At 36.9% G+C, this 20,226-nt stretch carries 20 protein-coding genes; 12 read left to right on the top strand and 8 right to left on the bottom strand.

Annotation, left to right across the window (positions count from 1 at the left end):
- From rpoD to IYQ91_RS00680, 8 genes are all read left to right on the top strand, one after another.
- The gene (gene rpoD, locus IYQ91_RS00715) at positions 1-1,113 is read left to right on the top strand and encodes an RNA polymerase sigma factor RpoD (RefSeq protein ID WP_195672781.1); all 1,113 of its coding nucleotides are present in this window, start codon (positions 1-3) and stop codon (positions 1,111-1,113) included.
- Positions 1,114-1,131: 18 nt separating this feature from the next.
- Complete coding sequence (locus IYQ91_RS00710; protein ID WP_003024629.1) at positions 1,132-1,461, top strand: metal-sulfur cluster assembly factor; 330 nt, start codon at positions 1,132-1,134, stop codon at positions 1,459-1,461.
- Between the two features lie 147 nt (positions 1,462-1,608).
- Positions 1,609-2,937, top strand: coding sequence for a branched-chain amino acid transport system II carrier protein (gene brnQ, locus IYQ91_RS00705; RefSeq protein WP_195672780.1), 1,329 nt, complete (start codon positions 1,609-1,611; stop codon positions 2,935-2,937).
- Between the two features lie 137 nt (positions 2,938-3,074).
- Positions 3,075-3,785: a thiol-disulfide oxidoreductase-associated membrane protein CcdA2 gene (gene ccdA2 / locus IYQ91_RS00700; protein WP_003024626.1), complete on the top strand. Its 711-nt coding sequence runs from the start codon at positions 3,075-3,077 to the stop codon at positions 3,783-3,785.
- Between the two features lie 13 nt (positions 3,786-3,798).
- Complete coding sequence (locus IYQ91_RS00695) at positions 3,799-4,362, top strand: redoxin domain-containing protein (RefSeq protein ID WP_003024623.1); 564 nt, start codon at positions 3,799-3,801, stop codon at positions 4,360-4,362.
- A gap of 12 nt (positions 4,363-4,374) precedes the next feature.
- Positions 4,375-5,493 carry a peptide-methionine (R)-S-oxide reductase MsrB gene (msrB, locus tag IYQ91_RS00690; protein WP_037593715.1) on the top strand — a complete coding sequence of 373 codons (1,119 nt, stop codon included), beginning with the start codon at positions 4,375-4,377 and terminating at the stop codon, positions 5,491-5,493.
- A gap of 57 nt (positions 5,494-5,550) precedes the next feature.
- The gene (locus IYQ91_RS00685) at positions 5,551-6,285 is read left to right on the top strand and encodes a response regulator transcription factor (protein ID WP_126466860.1); all 735 of its coding nucleotides are present in this window, start codon (positions 5,551-5,553) and stop codon (positions 6,283-6,285) included.
- Entirely contained in the window at positions 6,282-7,991 is a 1,710-nt protein-coding gene (locus IYQ91_RS00680) for a cache domain-containing sensor histidine kinase (protein WP_195672779.1), read from the top strand. Before IYQ91_RS00685 ends, IYQ91_RS00680 begins: the two co-directional genes overlap by 4 nt.
- Positions 7,992-8,018: 27 nt before the next feature.
- Here IYQ91_RS00680 and IYQ91_RS00675 read toward each other — a convergent pair whose 3' ends face one another.
- From IYQ91_RS00675 to IYQ91_RS00650, 6 genes are all read right to left on the bottom strand, one after another.
- Positions 8,019-8,798, bottom strand: coding sequence for an ABC transporter permease (locus IYQ91_RS00675; protein WP_003042640.1), 780 nt, complete (start codon positions 8,796-8,798; stop codon positions 8,019-8,021).
- 2 nt (positions 8,799-8,800) lie between these two features.
- Entirely contained in the window at positions 8,801-9,580 is a 780-nt protein-coding gene (locus IYQ91_RS00670) for an ABC transporter permease (protein ID WP_195672778.1), read from the bottom strand.
- On the bottom strand, positions 9,573-10,556 hold the full coding sequence (locus IYQ91_RS00665) for an ABC transporter ATP-binding protein (protein ID WP_117644488.1): 984 nt from the start codon (positions 10,554-10,556) through the stop codon (positions 9,573-9,575). The genes IYQ91_RS00670 and IYQ91_RS00665 overlap by 8 nt, the downstream gene beginning before the upstream one ends.
- A 136-nt stretch (positions 10,557-10,692) precedes the next feature.
- Positions 10,693-11,937, bottom strand: coding sequence for an NAD(P)H-dependent oxidoreductase (locus tag IYQ91_RS00660; RefSeq protein ID WP_195672777.1), 1,245 nt, complete (start codon positions 11,935-11,937; stop codon positions 10,693-10,695).
- Between the two features lie 18 nt (positions 11,938-11,955).
- The gene (locus IYQ91_RS00655) at positions 11,956-12,564 is read right to left on the bottom strand and encodes an NADPH-dependent FMN reductase (RefSeq protein WP_195672776.1); all 609 of its coding nucleotides are present in this window, start codon (positions 12,562-12,564) and stop codon (positions 11,956-11,958) included.
- Positions 12,565-12,583: 19 nt separating this feature from the next.
- On the bottom strand, positions 12,584-13,513 hold the full coding sequence (locus IYQ91_RS00650; RefSeq protein ID WP_195672775.1) for an FAD:protein FMN transferase: 930 nt from the start codon (positions 13,511-13,513) through the stop codon (positions 12,584-12,586).
- A gap of 290 nt (positions 13,514-13,803) precedes the next feature.
- Here IYQ91_RS00650 and nox point away from each other — a divergent pair, with 290 nt between their 5' ends.
- A complete protein-coding gene (gene nox, locus IYQ91_RS00645; protein WP_070836411.1) occupies positions 13,804-15,177 on the top strand; it encodes a H2O-forming NADH oxidase in 1,374 nt (457 codons plus the stop codon).
- 296 nt (positions 15,178-15,473) lie between these two features.
- On the opposite strand, the gene IYQ91_RS00640 is transcribed toward nox, so the two are convergent.
- Both IYQ91_RS00640 and IYQ91_RS00635 read right to left on the bottom strand, forming a co-directional pair.
- Positions 15,474-16,784 carry a sensor histidine kinase gene (locus tag IYQ91_RS00640; RefSeq protein ID WP_003024595.1) on the bottom strand — a complete coding sequence of 437 codons (1,311 nt, stop codon included), beginning with the start codon at positions 16,782-16,784 and terminating at the stop codon, positions 15,474-15,476.
- Complete coding sequence (locus tag IYQ91_RS00635; protein WP_003024592.1) at positions 16,785-17,474, bottom strand: response regulator transcription factor; 690 nt, start codon at positions 17,472-17,474, stop codon at positions 16,785-16,787.
- A 171-nt stretch (positions 17,475-17,645) separates the two neighbouring features.
- Between IYQ91_RS00635 and IYQ91_RS00630 the strand changes: the two genes are divergently transcribed.
- Genes IYQ91_RS00630 through IYQ91_RS00620 form a run of 3 tightly spaced genes read left to right on the top strand, consistent with a single transcriptional unit; the run spans position 17,646 to position 20,019 of the window.
- A complete protein-coding gene (locus tag IYQ91_RS00630; RefSeq protein WP_003024589.1) occupies positions 17,646-18,554 on the top strand; it encodes an ABC transporter ATP-binding protein in 909 nt (302 codons plus the stop codon).
- The gene (locus tag IYQ91_RS00625; protein ID WP_003024586.1) at positions 18,554-19,294 is read left to right on the top strand and encodes an ABC transporter permease; all 741 of its coding nucleotides are present in this window, start codon (positions 18,554-18,556) and stop codon (positions 19,292-19,294) included. Before IYQ91_RS00630 ends, IYQ91_RS00625 begins: the two co-directional genes overlap by 1 nt.
- A complete protein-coding gene (locus tag IYQ91_RS00620; protein ID WP_003024584.1) occupies positions 19,291-20,019 on the top strand; it encodes an ABC transporter permease in 729 nt (242 codons plus the stop codon). Before IYQ91_RS00625 ends, IYQ91_RS00620 begins: the two co-directional genes overlap by 4 nt.
- The last annotated feature ends 207 nt before the right edge of the window (positions 20,020-20,226 follow it).

Raw genomic sequence — 20,226 nt, 5'->3', positions numbered from 1 at the left:
ATGGCTACAAAACAAAAAGAAGTAACAACTTTTGATGTTCAAGTTGCAGAATTTATTCGCAACCATAAAAAAACTGGTACAGCAACCGATGATGAAATCAATGATCGGCTAGTCATTCCATTTACTTTGGAAGCTGATGGCATTGAAGATCTTCTTCAACGGATTCAGGACGCAGGGATTGCTATTACGGATAAAGAAGGCAACCCAAGTGAACGGGTTTTAAATAAAGAGGAAGAAGAAGCTGAATTAACAGATGAGGAGTTGCTTGGTAGCAATTCTGCTAAAGTGAACGACCCTGTCCGTATGTATTTAAAGGAAATTGGTGTTGTTCCGTTATTGACCAATGAAGAAGAGCAAGAATTAGCTGTTCTTGTGGAGCAAGGCGACTTAGAAGCGAAACAACGTTTGGCAGAAGCTAATTTGCGGTTGGTTGTCTCTATTGCTAAGCGCTATGTTGGACGCGGCATGCAGTTTCTTGACTTGATTCAAGAAGGCAATATGGGATTGATGAAAGCCGTTGACAAGTTTGACTATACCAAAGGTTTCAAATTTTCGACCTATGCCACTTGGTGGATTCGTCAAGCGATTACTCGTGCGATTGCTGACCAAGCGCGTACGATTCGGATTCCGGTTCACATGGTTGAGACAATCAATAAATTAGTGCGGGAGCAACGAAATCTTTTGCAAGAATTGGGGCAAGATCCAACGCCAGAACAAATTGCTGAGCGCATGGATATGACACCAGATAAAGTTCGTGAAATTTTGAAGATTGCCCAAGAGCCGGTCTCCCTTGAAACTCCAATTGGAGAAGAAGATGATAGTCATCTTGGCGATTTCATTGAGGATGAAGTGATTGAAAATCCAGTTGATTATACAACACGTATTGTCCTACGTGAGCAATTAGACGAGGTTCTTGATACATTAACAGACCGTGAAGAAAATGTACTACGTTTGCGATTCGGTCTAGATGATGGTAAAATGCGTACGCTGGAAGATGTTGGAAAAGTCTTTAACGTGACTCGTGAACGGATTCGACAAATTGAGGCCAAAGCCCTACGCAAATTGCGTCACCCAAGTCGTAGCAAGCCACTTCGTGACTTTATTGAAGATTAGTAGACAAAAGGAGGCGCCATGGCATACACAAACGAACAAATTGATGATATTAAAAATCGTATCTTGGAAAGTTTGGAACAAGTTATTGACCCTGAATTAGGAATTGATATTGTAAATCTTGGTTTGATTTATGAAATTCGGTTCAATGGTGAAAATGGTGAGACGCAGATTGATATGACCTTAACAACAATGGGATGCCCACTGGCTGACTTATTAACTGATCAGATTCATGATGCGATGTCAGATGTACCTGAAGTGAGCAAAGTAGAAGTGAGACTGGTGTGGTATCCAGCGTGGACTGTGGATAAAATGAGTCGCTACGCACGCATCGCCCTAGGGATTAAATAAGAATATGGCAGCATGACTTGATTATGCTGCTTTTGTTTTGCTCAAACATTCAGAATTTGTGCAATATTTTAACTTTATATCACTTGAAGTATTGTAAGAATCTGTTATAATAGTTGAACATACTGAATTTTAGAAAAGGGAGAGAAGATGGTTAAAAAAGGAGCACTGACAGGATTACTCTTGTTTGGAATATTTTTCGGCGCAGGGAATTTAATCTTTCCGCCAACTTTAGGAGCTTTGTCTGGCGAACACTTCTGGTCAGCGATTGCAGGATTTGTGCTTTCAGGAGTTGGAATTGCTATTTTAACATTGATTATCGGTACTTTAAATCCCAAAGGCTATGTTTACGAAATTTCTAAAAAGGTTTCTCCTTGGTTTGCGACCAGTTACTTGGTAGTTCTGTATCTAGCGATTGGTCCATTTTTTGCCATTCCTCGGACGGCAACGACTTCTTATGAAGTTGGGATTGCACCATTGCTTTCGAGTAATATGACTGGATTAGGACTTATTATTTTTACAATCTTGTATTTTGTGGCTGCTTACTTGATTTCATTAAATCCTTCCAAAATTTTGGATCGGATTGGTCGGATTTTGACTCCTGTGTTTGCCATTTTGATTGTCATTTTAGTCATTTTAGGGGCAATAAAATACGGAGCAGCTGCACCGCAAGCTGCTAGCGCGGAATACGCAAAAGCAGCTTTTGGAACTGGCTTTCTTGAAGGGTATAATACGCTTGATGCACTTGCCTCTGTTGCTTTTAGCGTTATCGCTGTGCAAACATTGAACCAACTCGGCTTTGCCAACAAAAAGGAATATATCTCAACGATTTGGATTGTTGGAATTGTTGTTGCATTGGGATTTAGTGCACTTTATATTGGATTAGGATTTCTTGGAAATCATTTCCCAATTCCGGCTGATGTAATGGCGTCTAATGCCAATAAAGGAGTTTATGTCTTATCTCAAGCTACACAAGCTATTTTTGGTCCGACAGCACAGATTTTCCTTGCAGCCATGGTAATAGTGACTTGTTTCACGACTACGGTTGGTTTGATTGTTTCAACATCAGAATTTTTCAATAAAATCTTTCCTAAAATCAGCTACAAAACTTATGCAACAGCCTTCACCTTGATTGGATTTGCAATTGCAAATCTTGGTTTGGGAGCGATCATTCAGTATTCAGTTCCTGTCTTGCAAATTTTGTACCCGATTACCATTGCGATTGTAATGATTGTGATTGTCAATAAGTTTGTTGCCTTATCTAAGATTGGAATGCAGCTAACGGTCGCAGTTGTAACAATTATTGCCTTTGCGAATATTATTGGCTCGCAATTTAAATTGACTAGTGTGAGTAATTTAATCAATGCTTTGCCATTTGCGCAAGCTTCAATTCCTTGGCTGGTACCGACGATTGTCGGGATTGTGTTATCTTTGTTTTTGCCAAATAAACAAAAAAGTGACACATTTGAAATGGAATAATTAAAAATATCTATCACGAAAAGTGATAGTTTTTTTATGACCATATCAAATTCAAGTTTTTACAAATCGTATCCTCTATTTTTAGATAGTGAACCAGTGTATACTTTTCTTAGAAAGAAAATGAGGAGGAAAAGATAATGATATCTATTGTGTTTTTGATTTCTGTATTTCTAGCGGGAATTTTATCATTTTTCTCGCCTTGTATATTGCCATTGCTTCCTGTATATGTTGGTATTTTATTGGATACAGATGAACCAAGAACAATCACTATTTTTGGAAAGAAGATTGCTTGGTACGGAATTATAAAAACACTATTTTTCATTGCAGGATTGTCCGTAGTCTTTTTAATTCTTGGATATGGCGCTGGCTTTTTGGGAAAAGTTCTCTATACAGAGTGGTTCCGCTATGTATTAGGAGCAATTGTTATTTTGCTCGGTGTTCATCAAATGGAACTGATCAATTTTAAGCTACTACAACGACAGAAAAGTGTTCAATTAAAAAAAGATAAAAATAGAAATGATTTTTACAATGCTTTCTTGCTAGGTGTGACCTTTAGCTTTGGTTGGACACCTTGTGTAGGTCCTGTTTTGAGTTCTGTTCTCGCAATTGCAGCTTCTGGTGGTAATGGAGCAGTACAAGGTGGCTTCCTCATGTTAGTTTATACCCTTGGTCTTGCTATCCCATTTCTCATTTTGGCGCTTGCCTCTTCTATTGTTTTACGCCATTTTGGGAAAATAAAACCTTATATGGGACTACTAAAGAAAATTGGCGGGTTACTTATCATCTTGATGGGAATTTTACTTATGCTGGGAAATCTTAATGTTCTAGCTTCAATATTTGGTGGATAAAAGGAGGAATCTCATGAAAAAAACAATGTTAGTCATCACAGGTCTTGTTTGTGTTGCTCTGTTGGGTGCCTGTGGAAATCAAAAATCAGCTAGTGGAACTAAGTCTGGACACGGACAATTTACAAATAAAACGACAGCTACAAAGTTGAATCAAGGCGAAGCAGCTCCTGATTTTGAACTAAAAGGAGTTGACGGGAAAACTTATAAATTGTCAGATTTCAAAGGAAAGAAAGTTTATCTCAAATTTTGGGCATCTTGGTGTTCTATCTGCTTATCTACATTAAAGGATACTGATGAGTTAGCTAAAAATGCTGGGAAAGACTATGTAGTTTTGACGGTTGTTTCACCTGGGCATGTTGGTGAAAAATCTGAAGCAGATTTTAAAAACTGGTATGAGAAATTAAATTATAAACATTTACCTGTTTTACTAGATCCTAGTGGTAAACTATTGGAACAATATGGTGTTCGTTCCTATCCGACAGCTGCATTTATTGGAAGCGATGGAAAATTGGTAAAAACTCGTCCTGGACTTATTAAAAAAGCAGAAATTGAATCAACTCTTAAAAGCATTAAATAGGGAGGGAGGATGATGGATCATAAAATGAAATGGTTATTATTTGGTGGAGCAGTCCTGCTGGTTTTAGGTTTATTTGTGCTGGGAAGTCGCATGATGCCAACCCTTAAAAATCAATCTGCTATTAATCAGATTAAAGAAGCAGCTGTTAGCCAGGCTGAACCGGTCAAGCAAAAGAAAGCGGACTTGAAAAATGCAAATTTAAAGCATATCTATTTGGCAGGAGGTTGTTTCTGGGGTGTAGAAGAATATTTTTCGCGAGTAGATGGAGTGGTTGACGCAGTCTCTGGTTATGCTAATGGCACTAGCGAAACCACGAAATACGAACTAATCTCGCAGACAAAACATGCAGAAACGGTTCATGTAACCTATGATGCCAATAAAATCTCTTTAAGAGAAATCTTGCTACATTACTTTAGAATTATCGATCCAACCAGCAAAAATAAGCAAGGCAATGATCGTGGAGTGCAATATCGTACAGGCGTGTATTATAAAGATCAGGCTGATGTAGAAACGATTAACAAAGTCTTTGACGAGCAGAAAGAAAAATTTAAAGAGCCGTTGGCGGTCGAAAAACAACCATTAAAACATTTTATTAAGGCTGAAGAGTACCACCAAGATTATTTAAAGAAAAATCCAAATGGCTATTGCCATATCAATGTTAAGCAGGCTTCTTATCCAGTTATTGATGCTTCCAAATATAAAAAACCTAGTGATGCAGAGATTAAAAAGAAACTATCTGATGAAGAATATGCTGTAACACAAAAAAATGATACTGAGCGTGCTTTTTCTAATCGCTATTGGGATAAGTTTGATGCAGGAATCTATGTCGATGTTGTAACAGGTGAGCCACTTTTCTCTTCCAAAGATAAATTTGAGTCTGGTTGTGGTTGGCCTAGCTTCACACGTCCAATCAGTCCAGATGTAGCGACTTATAAAGAAGATAAGAGTTTTAATATGACTCGAACAGAGGTGCGAAGTCGTGTTGGAAATTCTCATCTAGGGCATGTCTTTACGGACGGACCAAAAGATAAGGGCGGACTTCGCTACTGTATCAACAGTTTAGCTATTCATTTCATTCCGAAAGACCAAATGGAAAGTAAAGGCTACGGTTATTTATTAAACTATGTGTAACAGCAATTTTCACAGAAATTTGCTATAATGAGTTTAATAAATAATAGGGGTGCGCTAGTGTATTCAATTATGATTGTAGAAGATGAATACCTTGTTCGGCAAGGTATTTCGTCTTTAGTAGATTTTGAAACATTTGATATGGAAGTCATGGGCGAGGCTGAAAACGGCTTGGATGCTTGGGAAAAGATACAGCTTGCACAGCCCGATATTGTCTTGACAGACATCAATATGCCACATATAAACGGGATTAAACTAGCTCAATTAGTCAAAGAACAATATCCTTCTGTTCATATTATCTTTTTAACGGGTTATGACGACTTCGACTACGCTTTATCAGCAGTAAAATTAGGTGCTGATGATTATTTACTAAAGCCGTTTTCGCGGGAAGATGTGGAAACGATGTTGTTTAAAGTCAAAGAGAAATTGGACAAGGAGCGAAAGCAGCAGCAAGTTCATGAACTGGTTGGGCAAGCAGAATTTTCTGATTTAGAACAAGCAATTCATGATCGTTTAACCGATACAGAATTATCTCTTAAATCACTCGCTTTTCAACTCGGGTTTAGTTCGTCTTATTTGAGTGTTCTCATCAAAAAAGAGCTGGGCTTGCCATTTCAGGATTACTTAATTCAAGAACGGATGAAGAAAGCAAAATTACTGCTTTTGACAACTGACTTGAAGGTTTATGAAATTGCAGAGCAGGTAGGCTTTGAAGATATGAACTATTTTTCTCAACGCTTCAAGCAAGTCGTTGGAGTAACACCGCGGCAATTTAAACGAGGAGAAGGGCAATGAAACGATATTCTCTCCTGATTCAGTTAGTGATTTATGTTTTTATTATGATATTAGCTCTTTTGGGAATTGTCGGTGGGATTTATTATCAGACTAGTTCGGTTGCTATTCGCCAGACAACTGAGCAAAATACACGCAAGACCATTCAGCAAAGTGGTCAGTTTATCACTTCTTATTTACAAAAAGTTAAACAGACAACAAGTAGTTTGGCTGAAAATGAGAAAATAAAGACATACGCACAAACACCAAGCCAAGAAAACGCTGAACAACTTCGGCAATTATTCGCAACGATTTTAAAAACAGATTCGGATTTGGTATCTGCTATTTTGGTAACAAAAGACGGGAATCTCATATCAACAGATCCTGAATTAACCATGAAGACATCCGCTGATATGATGAAAGAAAAATGGTATCAGGATGCTATCCATAAAGGTGCTATGCCGATTTTGACACCAGCACGAAGAACCGTCAGTCATACAACTGGTGAAAAATGGGTGATTTCAATCATGCAGGAAGTTGTAGATAAAGATGGTAAAAATCTAGGGGTTGTTCGCTTAGATATTGGATACAAGACGTTGGAAGCTTATTTAGATCAACTACAGTTAGGAAAAGAAGGATTTACCTTTATCGTCGATGCCAATCATGACTTTGTCTATCATCCTAAAAAAGCAGTTTATTCTTCTCACGCTGAAATGAAAGCGATGGCGCCTTATCTTTCTGTAAAAAATGGATATGTCAAATCAAAACAAGCTTATGTATCTCAATATCAAATTCCAAATAGTGGTTGGACATTGATTGGGGTTTCTTCAATGGAACAATTGCATGCAGTTCAAACGCAGATTTTGTGGTCTTTTATTGGAACAGGTCTGTTTGCTTTGGGGGTTTGTCTAATAGGGATCTGGTTTGTGCTTCGGCTTTGGATTAAGCCTTTGCGAGATTTGCAAGCAACCATTTTAAAGGTTGGAAGTGGGCATTCAGATTTGAGGGCTAATGAAACCGGCTCTCCTGAATTAGTTGATTTGGCAAGACAATTTAATATTATGTTAGACCGGATTGATCAATTGATGATTGCAGTCAAAGAAGAGGAACAAAATGTCAGAAGATATGAATTGCAGGCACTTTCCAGCCAAATCAACCCGCATTTTCTTTACAATACGTTGGATACAATTGTATGGATGGCAGAATTTAATGACAGCAAGCGTGTGGTAGAAGTCACAAAATCACTAGCTAAGTATTTCCGTTTAGCTTTGAACCAAGGACATGAACAAATTTCTCTTAAAGATGAAATTGACCACGTGCGTCAGTATCTCTTTATTCAAAAACAGCGCTATGGTGAGAAATTGCAATATGAGATTAAAGAGTTGAAGCAATATGATGACTACAAAATTCCAAAATTAATTTTGCAGCCTTTGGTTGAGAACGCCATTTACCATGGTATCAAAGAAATGAATCGTCAAGGGAGGATTCGAGTTAGCGTTTCTGAAAATGACACGCAGCTCATCGTTTCAATTTATGACAATGGTCGTGGCTTTGTCGCCAGCGAAACTACAAATGCTACACTCGTTCGCTTGGGTGGTGTAGGTCTGAAAAATGTTGACCAACGTTTGCAATTACAATTTGGTAAATCCTATCACATGGAAATTAAATCTGAAGAAAATACTTATACGGAGATTCGTCTCTATTTTCCAAGGGCAAATAAAACCAACTGATGAAAGATTTCAGTTGGTTTTTAATATTTAATTCCCAACACTGGAGAATTTTTTCATGCCGTATTTGAATAGAGCGTAGTTGATAGTAAAAATAACAAGTAGGACTAAAGGAAGTAGCAAACCAATCCAGCTTAGATTTAAAAAATAAAGAGCTGGAAAAAAAGAAGTAAAAGCATAAGGAAATACAAAAATTAGTATCAATTGGATAAAGGTTGGGTAAATTTTGATAGGGTATTGTGCCATTTGATTGAGGGAGAAAATCCCCATTGTGATAGGGAAAGATTCGACAATCCAAAAAGCAAGAGCAGTAGGTCCTAATTGAATAGCGGCATAGAGTAAACCAATACAAATACAGATAAAGACAAAGAGAAGTAGATGAAAAATATTCCAATGCAGTCCGAGTAAATGATAGGATTGATAAGTTGCAATAGCTCCCATCAGTGTTGTGCCAAAGCCTTGTAGCTGCACGCGTTCACAAATTAGCTGAAAAAGAGGATTGATGGGCATGATAAGCAGGCGTTCAAACTCACCTTTGCGAATATAGCGGCTTCCAAACATCCAAAGATTGTCAAAGAAAATCAGGTGAACTGAACGTCCGATAGTTGCCATTCCATAAATAAATAGCATTTGTCCATAGTTGAATCCGGCAATTTCCTTGATATTTGCAAATAATACATTTAAAAAGATTAAATAAACAATCTGTTCAATCAAAGAAGAAATAAGTCCAATAAAGAAGTCCAACCTATAAGACATACTAGCAATCAAGTAAGCTTTGAGGTTATAAAAATAAATGTTGATGTATTTCATCTTCAACCTCCTAAAATGACTAAACGACGTTTAGCTTGATACCAAAGAAGAGCAATGAAAGCTGAAAGTATCGGAATCCAAGCCAATTGAAACCAGAAGAGTTCAAAATTAACCTGTCTTTTCAAAAGGATATTGACCGGAAAATTAACAGCAAAGCTATAAGGTAATAGTTTCAAAATGTTTGCAATATTTTCTGGATAAAAACTTAGTGGCAAAAGCGCTCCTGAAGCGAGTGAAAAAAGCCCGTTTCTGAGAATCAAAATTCCCCAAGTATTTGCCGTGAAGAAGGCTGTTAAGCTAAATCCTAAATCTAACAGGAGGATGATAAACATTCCTAATAAACTAGAAAATAGGAAAAGCAATCCTGTCTGCCAATTTGGAAGATAAAGCTGTCCTTGAAGCAAAGGGATAACTAATAAAATTGGAATGAATTTGATAATTTCAACGATTTTGACAGCAAAGTCTTGGAAAAAGAGAGAAGTAATGAGGGAATAAGGATAGAGTAGCTCACCAGTAATATTCCCATCAACAATCATTATAGACAAATCCCGTCCAATGCTAAAACTATTTAGATTTCCCAGTAGATTTGCAAAGATAATATAGGTTGTGAAAGTTTCTAAAGTATAACCATTGACTTGAGATTGGGTGAAAAAAATGGTTTTCCAAACGAAAATAGAGACTAGAACTTGTATGAAAGTACGAATCAGGGTCGCGACAAAGAAAGATTTATATTGAAGTTGCGTAATAAGAGCTAATCGTGTGATATGAATATATTTACTCATCAAGCCCCTCCTCATAAATTTGTTTGACGATATTTTCAATTGTCAATTCTTTGATAGCTAGGTCTTCGATTGAATAATGCTCAAAAATCTGATTGATAACTTGGGCATTAGTATAAATATCCGTCTGATAATGAATATTGAAATGATAAGAGTCAATTTTCTCAAAACGAAAACCATTGATTTGGAATAGCTCTTCTATTGGCGTTTGCGTTTTGAAAGAAATGGTTTTAACTGTTGAAAATTTTTCTCTTAATTTCGTCAGACTTCCATCATAAACCTTTTTGCCCTTATCAATAATGAAAATTCGTTCGCAGAGCGACTCAATATCCTGCATATCATGAGACGTAATGAGGAAAGTTGTCTGATACTCTTTATTCATAAAGCGAATGAAAGAGCGGATGGTTTCTTTTACACTGGCATCAAGACCGATTGTAGGTTCATCCAAGAAAACAACGGCAGGTTGATGAATGAATATAGCAGCAAATTCGCAGCGAACTCGTTGCCCGAGCGAAAGATTACGAACAGGCTGGTGAATAAAATCTCCTAGCTGCAACAGGTCAATTAATTGCTCCAAGCGTTCCTCAAAAACTTTATCAGGAACGTCATAGATTTTCGCATGCAAAATAAAAGATTCCAGCACAGGAATATCCCAACGTAAATGTGATTTTTGTCCGAACAAAACGCCAATTTGCTTATTGACTGCTGTGCGATGTTTCTGTGGGGTAAGTCCATTAATTTTAACATTGCCTCGATCTGGATAAAGAACACCCGTCAGCATTTTTATAGTCGTGGATTTTCCGCTTCCATTCGAACCAATATAACCAATAATTTCACCTTTTTGAACCGTTAATGAAATATTCTGTACAGCATGAATTTGTTTTTTCTTAGGGCGAAAAAAGGCTTTGATAGAACCTTTAAGACCTAATTCTTTCTCGACAATACTATATGTCTTATATAATTGATTTGCTTCAATCATCATTATCTCCTTGTGGCAGAAAACGTTTGCGTATATTCATTATAACAAGTTCACGAGATCTGCGCAAGTGAATCTTATGGAATGATCTTTTGCACAGAAAAAGGATGAGACAAGATTTCTCAACCTTTTCTTTAGATCAATGACTGGAAGCAGCAGAAGTAGCATCTGCCTCACCCCTACTCTCGCTGTGACTACCTGTATCCGAAGCACCGGAAGTAGCATCAGCTTTAGCCTGTCCTCCTGCAGGAGTGAATGGGCCGCTTCCGCCAACTAGCTGCTGACCAGTTGTTTCCAAGTACCATTCCAGCCATGGTCTGAAATTAAAGACAATTTCATTGATACCAGCGTAAGAGCCGTCTGGATAGTACATGGCCTGATAATTGTGTGTATTTAAAACTGGTGAATGCGGATTTGGAATCAGGGTGCGGACATATTCTTGATTGCCGTTACGCAAGGTTCCGACCACCCACTCTACATTTTTCATTCTGCCAGTCGGAAGTGAATTGTGAACCGTTGATAGGCGGTTTCCTGACTGAGATGGTATACGTTTTGCCAGCATGGTATCAGGGTCTTGATGTGCATTGTTGTAGTAGAGGAATTGATTGTTGTCATCGGCGTAAGTCAGTTCAAAAGGCATGGATTTCAAGAACATATTGATCTGATCCACCGTTAAAATACCGTGGTCTAGTTTTACATAGGTATCTCCTGAGACAGCGCCCACCATGGCAGCGGCTTTTTCAACCCATTCAGGATCATCTGGGTCAATGCCTTGAATCGTTGTTGCGATAGGTTTGGTAACATCTAAATTTTCTGGTTCAATTGGTTTTGGTTTTTTCAATTTTGAAACGACCTCTACATATTTCATAAAATTATCCAAGCAGGTTTCAAGGAATTTGACGGTTCCTTCGTTGGTAATATTTCCCTCATCGTCAAAGGCTTCTTTGGCTTTTCCAAGCAGAAATTCATTTCCGGGAAGAGTATAAGCATTGACACCTGGTGCGTCGAGAATTTTGCGTAAATGGACCTGTGCGCGTGAAGTTCCTTGATCGTAGTAAGAAGCGCCCACAATCATGACAGGCCTGTTTTCAAATGGATGAACTTCAAATGACAGCCACTCAAGCACGCTTTTCAGAGCGGCGGTAATGGTATGGTTGTGCTCAGGTGTTGCGATAATGACTCCGTCTGCACGGGTAATTTTGTTGTATAGGAGGCGAAGCTGGAAAGATTCGTCCCATTTTTCGTCTTGATTAAACATCGGAACTTCATCAATTTCCAAGACTTCCAATTCAAATTTTAGTTTAAAATGTCTTCTGATAAATTCCAGTAATTTACGATTATACGATTGCTCTGCATTTGAGCCTACAATTCCTACAAATTTCATTGCGTCATTCTCCTTTACTTACAAGTTTTCCCAGTCGAAGTTTTCAGCTTCTTTGTGCAATAATTCCTGCGCGCTGGATAGTTTCTCGGTAATTTTCACAAAAAGGCGGAAATCATCAAAGAGTGCATCTAATTTCTGAATGGTTTCAAGGTCGATGAGATTGCCATCTTTATCAAATGCCTGCAGAGAGTGCGACAGCAAAAATTCAGAGCCAGGCATGACGGAAGCTTTCAACTCAGGGGCATCCAAAATCTGGCGAAGCTGTAACTGTGCACGAGATGACCCCAATGTTCCATAAGAGGCGCCTGTAATCATCACTGGTTTATTGAGCAGTGGATAAAGGCCGTAAGATAACCAAGCCAGAGCACTCATGAGCGAAGCTGGAATAGAGTGGTCGTATTCAGGCGTTCCGATAATGACCCCGTCAGCGGCTTCTATCTTTTCAGCGATTTCCGTTACAATAGCTGGAAGTTTTTTGTCTGCGGGTTTATTGAAAATGGGGATATCTTTGATTTCCACCAGTTCAATTTCTGCTTTATCCGCAAAATGTTTTTGCATATATTGTAATAGTTGGCGATTAGTGGAACGTTTTGAATTTGTGCCAACTAAACCGATGAGTTTTAACATAATTATTTCCTTTCCGATATTAAAATAGCAATTCTGGTTTTAAACCAGAAGAATAGAATAATTGATCGTCTTTTGTAATACCTAACGCTTCAATCTGTTCTTCTTTTTCAACTTGTTCTAGAATAGACGATGGGCTTTCGCCAAATAATCGGGTTGTCCAAATTTCACCGTCTACAGAGCGATTAGACACGATCGTTAAACTAGCGACATCTGTCTCCACAGGATAGCCTGTCTTGCTATCAAGAATATGGTGATAGGAATGTCCTTGTTTTTCAAGGGTTCGCTCATAAATTCCTGAAGTCACAACGGATTGATTTACGATAGGAAGAACAGCCAGATTATTCCCGCGGGTTAATTTGGGATGCTGGATTCCAATCCGCCAAGGACGCTTAGAAACTTGGTTGATTCCTAGGGTTAATACATTCCCGCCTAGATTGATGAGAGCAGAAGTCACGCCTTTATTTTTTAAGAACTCCATCACTTTATCAGCAATATAACCTTTTGCAAGTGCTCCAAGGTCAATTTTCATTCCTTCTTTTGCCAAAAAAACACTAGAAGAAGCAGAATCGAGTTTAATAAAAGTAGGTTCTATTAAAGAAAGGCAATATTTGATTTCTTCCGGCTGAGGCACTTTAGCGTCTGAAAAACCAATTCGCCATGTTTGTACAAGTGGTCCGATAGTAATATTTAAGTGACTATTTTGAGCTAAACTATGCTGTTTTCCTAACTCAATTAGCTCAAACAAATCAGGATGTACCTGAACCCATTGCTTTCCAGCTTGATGGTTGATCTTCATCAACTCCGAAGCATCATCATTTGCACTAAAGCGTTTCTCATAAAGAAAAAGGAGCTGAACGACCTCGTCAAGTAACAAGTCTGCCTGATGATGAAGAATCAAAATTGTAATCGTCGTTCCCATTAATTGAATAGAACGAGAGCTGAAATCCATCACATTACCTCCCTTCTATAGATTAAATACACACATCTATTATAACAGATAGATAACGTTTTCACAAACTTTTTTGTAGAAAATTTTCCGACAATTTCATATAGAATGGTCTTAACTAGAAACTTAAAATTTGAATGCATTGAGATTAGAAATGAAATCATTCATGAAAAGTTCTTTTAAATTGATAGAAAATGTAATATTTTTCAGTTTTATGAGCAAATATATTGTAAACGCTAACACGTAATGTTATAATGTTTTAGTAAATTAAAAATTAAGGTAGGAATTGCTCTATGAGTAAAATTGTTGTTATTGGTGCCAACCATGCTGGTACAGCTTGTATCAATACGATATTAGACAACTTCGGAAATGAAAACGAAGTTGTGGTGTTTGACCAAAATTCAAACATTTCCTTCTTAGGATGCGGAATGGCGCTTTGGATTGGTAAGCAAATTGACGGCCCAGAAGGATTGTTCTATTCAGATAAAGAAAAACTTGAAGCAAAAGGTGCAAAAGTTTATATGGAAAGTCCTGTTTTGTCAGTTGATTATGACAAAAAAGAAGTGATCGCACTTGTAAATGGTCAGGAACATCTTGAATCTTATGACAAATTGATTTTTGCGACTGGTTCACAACCAATTATCCCGCCAATCAAAGGTGTTGAACTTGTAGAAGGAAATCGTGAATTTAAAGCGACCCTAGAAAACGTTCAGTTTGTAAAATTGTATCAAAACTCTGCTGAAGTGATTGAAAAGCTGAAAAACAACGAAGGCATCAATCGGGTCGCTGTTGTTGGAGCCGGCTACATTGGTGTTGAACTGGCAGAAGCCTTTGAACGTCTCGGAAAAGAAGTAACCTTGATTGATGTGGCGGACACTTGTCTTGCTGGTTACTACGATCGTGAATTGTCTGATTTGATGAGTCAAAACTTGGCAGATCATGGTATTAAACTTGCCTATGGTCAAACTGTGCAAGCAGTTGAAGGTGAAGGCAAAGTTGAACGCATTGTAACAGATAAAGAAACATTTGACGTAGATATGGTCATTATGGCTGTTGGCTTCCGACCAAACACAGCTCTCGGCGCTGGCAAGATTGAACTTTTCCGTAATGGCGCCTTCCTTGTTGATAAAAAACAAGAAACAAGCATTCCAGGTGTTTATGCAGTTGGTGACTGTGCAACGATTTATGACAATTCCCTTGGTAAAATGAGCTACATTGCACTTGCTTCAAACGCTGTTCGTTCAGGTATTGTCGGAGCTTACAATGCTACTGGTCATGAGTTAGAAGGCATTGGTGTGCAAGGCTCAAACGGTATCAACATCTACGACCTTAAAATGGTTTCAACTGGTTTGACATTGGAAAAAGCAAAAGCTGCGGGTTATGACGCAGTTGAAACAGGCTTCAACGACCTTCAAAAGCCAGAATTTATCAAACACGATAACCATGAAGTAGCTATTCGTATCGTATTTGATAAAGATACACGTGTCATCCTTGGAGCACAAATGGCTTCGCACGAAGATATCTCAATGGGTATTCATCTCTTCTCACTCGCAATCCAAGAAAAAGTGACCATTGATAAATTGGCATTGACAGATATTTTCTTCCTGCCACACTTCAACAAACCTTATAATTACATCACGATGGCAGCATTAACAGCTGAAAAATAAAGATAAAATATTGAGTTTATAAAGCGTTTTTAATACAATTCGTATATAGTTGTTGACAAAGCATTTCAACATTAAAAGAGTGCAACTTTATTTGTGCACTCTTTTTTTGCGTATAACAGAAAAATTTTTGATAAATAGAATAGTATTGCTACTTATTTATCAAAAATTTACGATGATTAGACGAAAGAATACTTTGCCCCAAAAATAGCATTTAGAAATATTTAGAAGATAAATAATGTGTTGCGATGCTCCAAATGGTTAGTTTTCTGAGTGTAAGCTTGTTCTTAGGTAGGTCATCAGTCCTTTACTAAAGGTAAAGAAATGATGACTTTTAAGCCTGGCTGATTGTCTAAAAAAACAATTTCACCTTGATGTAATTTAATAATTTGTTTAGTGATAACCGTTCCCATACCATGTGATTCATAATTAGTCGATTTTTGATTTAGCTCAGTAATTTTTTGAGCTGTAATATCTCCTTGATCCGCAATGATGATGAGCACTTTATTATCAGATAATTGATAAGTCAGATCAATCTGGTTAGAACCGCTGTGTATGATACTATTAAGCAAGAGATTTCTAAAAGCTCTTTCTAGTAAAGTTACCTCTCCTTTTACCAACACTGCCTCGGTAGGCAAATCAAAATGAAGTGTAATTGTTTCATAATTATTCAATATATCGGCAATTACTGTTCGTAGGACTGCAACCAAATCAAGACTCGAAAATTCGGAGTGATGCTTTTGATTATCCAATAAGTAGCTCATATTGAGATTAGAAATCATTTCTTTCATAGTTTGAATCTGATTTTCAATTTCCTCCGTCTGCTTTCCTTTACCATATTGCTGCTCTAGCTGACTGTTATAACCTGATATGAGCATAAGAGGATTGCGTAAATCATGACTGACCCCTCTAATCCATTGCTCTTTCATCGTGTTGCTTTCTTCCAAAATATGAGAGGTTTCATTGAGAGCTGTCTTAATTTCAGAGAAATTTCCCTTTTCATTAAGAGCGATATTTTGACCTTGAGACAAAGAAGTGACAGCAGTAATAATCGGCTCCATCTCCTTTTTAATGCGCAACTTTGATCGGCTCAAAAGAATAAAAATAAGTAAAAGAATAATACCCAAGAAAACAAGTCCCAAACTGAGAAAATTCCTAATAAATTGCGTATTAGCATAGAAATTAAATTTTGCTAAGGAATGCTTTTTAGGATAGCCCAAAACTAAAATTTGCTGACCTCGTACATAGGAGAAAACAGGGTAATCTTCTAAATACCAGCGTGAAAATTTAACCATATCAGTATTCGTATAATGCCTTTTGAGTCCTTTAGGTAAATGATAAGATTGGACAATATTGCCATCTTGATTCAGTACCATAGCCCAAGTATTTTGTTTATCCATTTCAATTTTGCTGCTTTTATCAAAATTAAAATTATTCTGTTGACTCGATTGAGCGATTTTAGTGTAAAGTAGTTCCGGTTTTTCCTTTCCATAGAAACTAAAATAGGATGAGAAAACCAAACCATAAACAAAAACAAGTCCTATGATTAAAGCCAAGAGTAATAGAACATACCTGGTTAATAACTTCGTAAAAAATTTAACGGTATCCATTTAATTCACCTTTAGTTTGTAACCCAAACCTTTAACCGTTATTAAGCTTTCTGGTTTAGATGGATTGGCTTCGATCTTTTGCCGAATCTTACGAATATGAGCCATTAGGGTATTATCATAGCCTTGGTATTGTAAGCCCCAGACTTTTTCTAAGAGTTGGTCAAAAGTAACAATGCGATTCTTATTATCATATAAGACCTTAAGAATACTGTATTCCTTAGCTGTCAGCTGAATCTCTAGTTTTCCTTTGGTAATCAAGGCTTGGCTAAAATGCACCTGGCAAGCAGGCAAAACAAGGGTATCTTCCTTTTCGGGATAGGCTCTTTTTAAGATGGAAAGAATACGCAACTCCAAATCTCTTGGGCGGAAAGGCTTGATAATATAGTCATCTGCCCCTAACTCAAAGCCCTGATATTGTTTTTCTATATCGGAGATTGCCGACAAAAACAAAACAGGAACCGTTGAAGTCTTACGGATACCTTTTAAAACTTCAAATCCTGATCCTTCAGGCAGCATAATGTCTAAAATAACTAAATCAAAAGATTTTTCTTCAAATTGCTCCAAAGCTTCTTTTTGTGATTGTACACTTGTTAGATTGCTAAAACCAGCAATGTTCAATGATTCTTGCACCATTTCTAAAATTTCTGGATTATCGTCTAAAATTAAGATCTTCTTTTCTTTATAATTCATACTATTACCTCAATAAGACTAGTATAACACATTGCTTCCTTGGTCAAGGACTTTAAAGTAAAAATTAAGGAAGAATTAAGGTAATGAATAGGTTAAAATAAAGGAGTTTCATTATAATAAAAATAGCGAAAGGATATAACATCACTCTAAGATTTTTAAAGGAGAAAACAAATGAACAATTATATCGTTGAAACCAACCAATTAAGTAAGGATTTTTCAGGTGAAGTAGCCGTTAATCAGCTCTCTATTCATATTAGAAAAAATGAAATTTATGGTTTTTTAGGACCAAATGGTGCTGGTAAGAGCACTGCTATGAAAATGCTTTTGGGATTGTTGCAACCAACCCATGGTTCCATTAAGTTCTTTGGCAAAACCTTTAATAGCAATCAAATATCACTCCTCTCAAATGTAGGTTCCCTTATTGAGGAGCCCTCTTACTATGCTAATTTGACCGGCTATGAAAATCTTGAAATTATCCAAAAATTACTTAAATTACCAAAAAGAAATATTGATGAAGTCTTAAAGATTGTCAAACTTTTCGATCAAAAAGAAAAGCTAGTTAAAAACTATTCACTAGGCATGAAACAACGTCTAGGAATTGCGCTAGCCATTGTTAAATTTCCTAAATTACTGATTCTGGATGAGCCAACTAATGGTTTAGATCCTGCTGGTATTCAAGAAATTCGTGAGCTCATCAAGTCATTACCACAAAAATACGATATGACTATCATCGTTTCTAGCCATATTCTTTCAGAAATTGAACAGATGGCTACGACTGTCGGTATTATTAATCATGGTCAATTACTTTTTGAAGGTCACCTATCTGACCTTGAAGAAGATGAAAAATATCTGTTTGAGACCAGTGATGATGTAACTGCTAAAAGAATACTAATGTTCAATGGTTTTAATTTGGATGATGACAAAAAATTGATTGTCAACGATAACGATAAAGTTAATATAGCCACTGCTATTCGACTCTTAGTTGAAAATGATGTTGATATTTATCAAGTTCGTATGATTCGTCGATCGCTGGAAGATGTTTTCCTTGATATGACAGGACGGGAAGGAAGTGTTTTGTAATGCTAAATTTACAATTAGAATTTATCAAATTAAAAAGACGTTCTTTCTTGCTATCTTTGATTGCTATTGTAGCAGTGGGCTTGATTTGGAGTGGCGTTGTTATCAAATATGAATTACCTAAAACGCATGAGGCCTATAATGCCATTTATACCATGACTTACTTGAATGATTGTATTTTGCCACTTTTCATTGCAGTTTTAGCGTCTAGACTACTGGAATTGGAACATCTAGGCAAAACTTTTAAACTCTTGCAAACCAGTAACGAAAGTCCTTGGCAACTTTTTAAGGCTAAATTGACTGTGATGGCTATTTTTGCCTTTGTTGTCAGTTTGATTCAAACGCTTTTTCTGAAATTTATTATTCAAGGCATGCAGGTCAGTGTGACACCTGTTTCATTGAGTCTCTTTTTGTTCACAACTTTTTTGGTTTGTCTCTTTCTGTCTTGTTTACATCTTTGCTTAGCTTTTATCTATCCAAAGCCAAGTGTGACAGTGGTAACAGGCTTAATTGGTTCCTTCCTGTCATTTGTAGGTATCGGTGCGTTACCATTTCCTATTCGTATTTTCATTCCTTGGCAATATTTCTCTATGATGGGAATCGCTAAACGGGTGGCTGGAACTAACACTTATCTTTTTCAATATGATAATGCTTATCCCTTTAAATTAGTCACATTATTGCTTATCATTTTTTTAAGCATCTTTGTCAGTAAAAAACTCATTGGAAAGGCGGATCTATTATGATTATTTTTGAATTTAAAAAAATCAAAAAAAGTGCTATTCCGATAACGCTAATCTTCTTTAACCTTGTTGGGTCCTTATTGGGAGCAATGATTTACGCTCTCAATCGAAAGGTGCTCCTAGATGGTACACAAGCTCGCGTCCTTTGGGGACAAACAGTTTTCTATTCCTCGCAGATATTTACTCCTATTCTGATCGGGATTATCTGTTCCATCAGTTGTCAATTCGAGGAAAGTAATAAAAACTGGCAGCGCTTATTAAGTATTCCGGTTAAAGCCAATCGTATCATTTTATCAAAAATCACCAGCTTATCACTAGTCATGGCTATTAGTCAACTGATAGTTCTTCTCTTTTATATTATCAGCGCTTTGGTTTTGAAGGTACCTTTTGCAAATTATCTACTGGACTTTTTGCTTTGGTCTATCACAGGTTGGATAGCAACCATTACTATTGTCACCATTCAAATTTTTCTTAGTATTCGCTTAAAAAATTTCGCAGTGCCTATTCTTATATCAGCCATTTTGGCTATAGCAGGGCTTATGACCCTATTTATTGGACAAGGTCTTTTTAGCATTTTCCCTTATGCTCAGATTGCTGTTGGTGATCGAGCTCGTTCTTTAGTCCCTTTTACCTTATCTGAATTTATCCTTTTCTTAGTTGTCAATGGTGCTTATATTTTTGTCTTCTATACCTTAGCAGTTAGACAGCTTAAAAAGAGATTTATTTAATCTCATTTATAGTAAAAAACAAGAAGAAAGCGAAGATTTATCGTAATTGTTATACAATTAATGATCAGCAAATAAACAGTGTAGAGATTTAATAAGGATATTATCATAAACCAGTTTCGCATGAAGCTGGTTTGATTTTTTCTCTAGACTTCATTTTCTAAAATAATTTCTATAAGCAATAAGAAAAATTATGCTAAAATAGAAGGA

It is taken from the genome of Streptococcus sp. HF-2466, from assembly GCF_015594645.1.
GTDB classification, from domain to species: Bacteria; Bacillota; Bacilli; order Lactobacillales; family Streptococcaceae; genus Streptococcus; species Streptococcus anginosus.
This window is presented reverse-complemented; position numbering and strand designations above follow the sequence as displayed.

Excerpts from the sequence above, each read along its gene's own strand:
- IYQ91_RS00665 (WP_117644488.1), bottom strand. The coding sequence starts at position 10,556 with ATGATTGAAGCAAATCAATTATATAAGACATATAGTATTGTCGAGAAA.
- IYQ91_RS00635 (WP_003024592.1), bottom strand. The coding sequence starts at position 17,474 with ATGAATTATAAAGAAAAGAAGATCTTAATTTTAGACGATAATCCAGAA.
- IYQ91_RS00695 (WP_003024623.1), top strand. The coding sequence starts at position 3,799 with ATGAAAAAAACAATGTTAGTCATCACAGGTCTTGTTTGTGTTGCTCTG.
- ccdA2 (WP_003024626.1), top strand. The coding sequence starts at position 3,075 with ATGATATCTATTGTGTTTTTGATTTCTGTATTTCTAGCGGGAATTTTA.
- IYQ91_RS00670 (WP_195672778.1), bottom strand. The coding sequence starts at position 9,580 with ATGAGTAAATATATTCATATCACACGATTAGCTCTTATTACGCAACTT.
- IYQ91_RS00630 (WP_003024589.1), top strand. The coding sequence starts at position 17,646 with ATGAACAATTATATCGTTGAAACCAACCAATTAAGTAAGGATTTTTCA.
- IYQ91_RS00640 (WP_003024595.1), bottom strand. The coding sequence starts at position 16,784 with ATGGATACCGTTAAATTTTTTACGAAGTTATTAACCAGGTATGTTCTA.
- IYQ91_RS00620 (WP_003024584.1), top strand. The coding sequence starts at position 19,291 with ATGATTATTTTTGAATTTAAAAAAATCAAAAAAAGTGCTATTCCGATA.
- msrB (WP_037593715.1), top strand. The coding sequence starts at position 4,375 with ATGGATCATAAAATGAAATGGTTATTATTTGGTGGAGCAGTCCTGCTG.
- nox (WP_070836411.1), top strand. The coding sequence starts at position 13,804 with ATGAGTAAAATTGTTGTTATTGGTGCCAACCATGCTGGTACAGCTTGT.
- IYQ91_RS00650 (WP_195672775.1), bottom strand. The coding sequence starts at position 13,513 with ATGGATTTCAGCTCTCGTTCTATTCAATTAATGGGAACGACGATTACA.
- IYQ91_RS00675 (WP_003042640.1), bottom strand. The coding sequence starts at position 8,798 with ATGAAATACATCAACATTTATTTTTATAACCTCAAAGCTTACTTGATT.
- IYQ91_RS00625 (WP_003024586.1), top strand. The coding sequence starts at position 18,554 with ATGCTAAATTTACAATTAGAATTTATCAAATTAAAAAGACGTTCTTTC.
- IYQ91_RS00655 (WP_195672776.1), bottom strand. The coding sequence starts at position 12,564 with ATGTTAAAACTCATCGGTTTAGTTGGCACAAATTCAAAACGTTCCACT.
- IYQ91_RS00660 (WP_195672777.1), bottom strand. The coding sequence starts at position 11,937 with ATGAAATTTGTAGGAATTGTAGGCTCAAATGCAGAGCAATCGTATAAT.
- IYQ91_RS00680 (WP_195672779.1), top strand. The coding sequence starts at position 6,282 with ATGAAACGATATTCTCTCCTGATTCAGTTAGTGATTTATGTTTTTATT.
- IYQ91_RS00710 (WP_003024629.1), top strand. The coding sequence starts at position 1,132 with ATGGCATACACAAACGAACAAATTGATGATATTAAAAATCGTATCTTG.
- rpoD (WP_195672781.1), top strand. The coding sequence starts at position 1 with ATGGCTACAAAACAAAAAGAAGTAACAACTTTTGATGTTCAAGTTGCA.
- brnQ (WP_195672780.1), top strand. The coding sequence starts at position 1,609 with ATGGTTAAAAAAGGAGCACTGACAGGATTACTCTTGTTTGGAATATTT.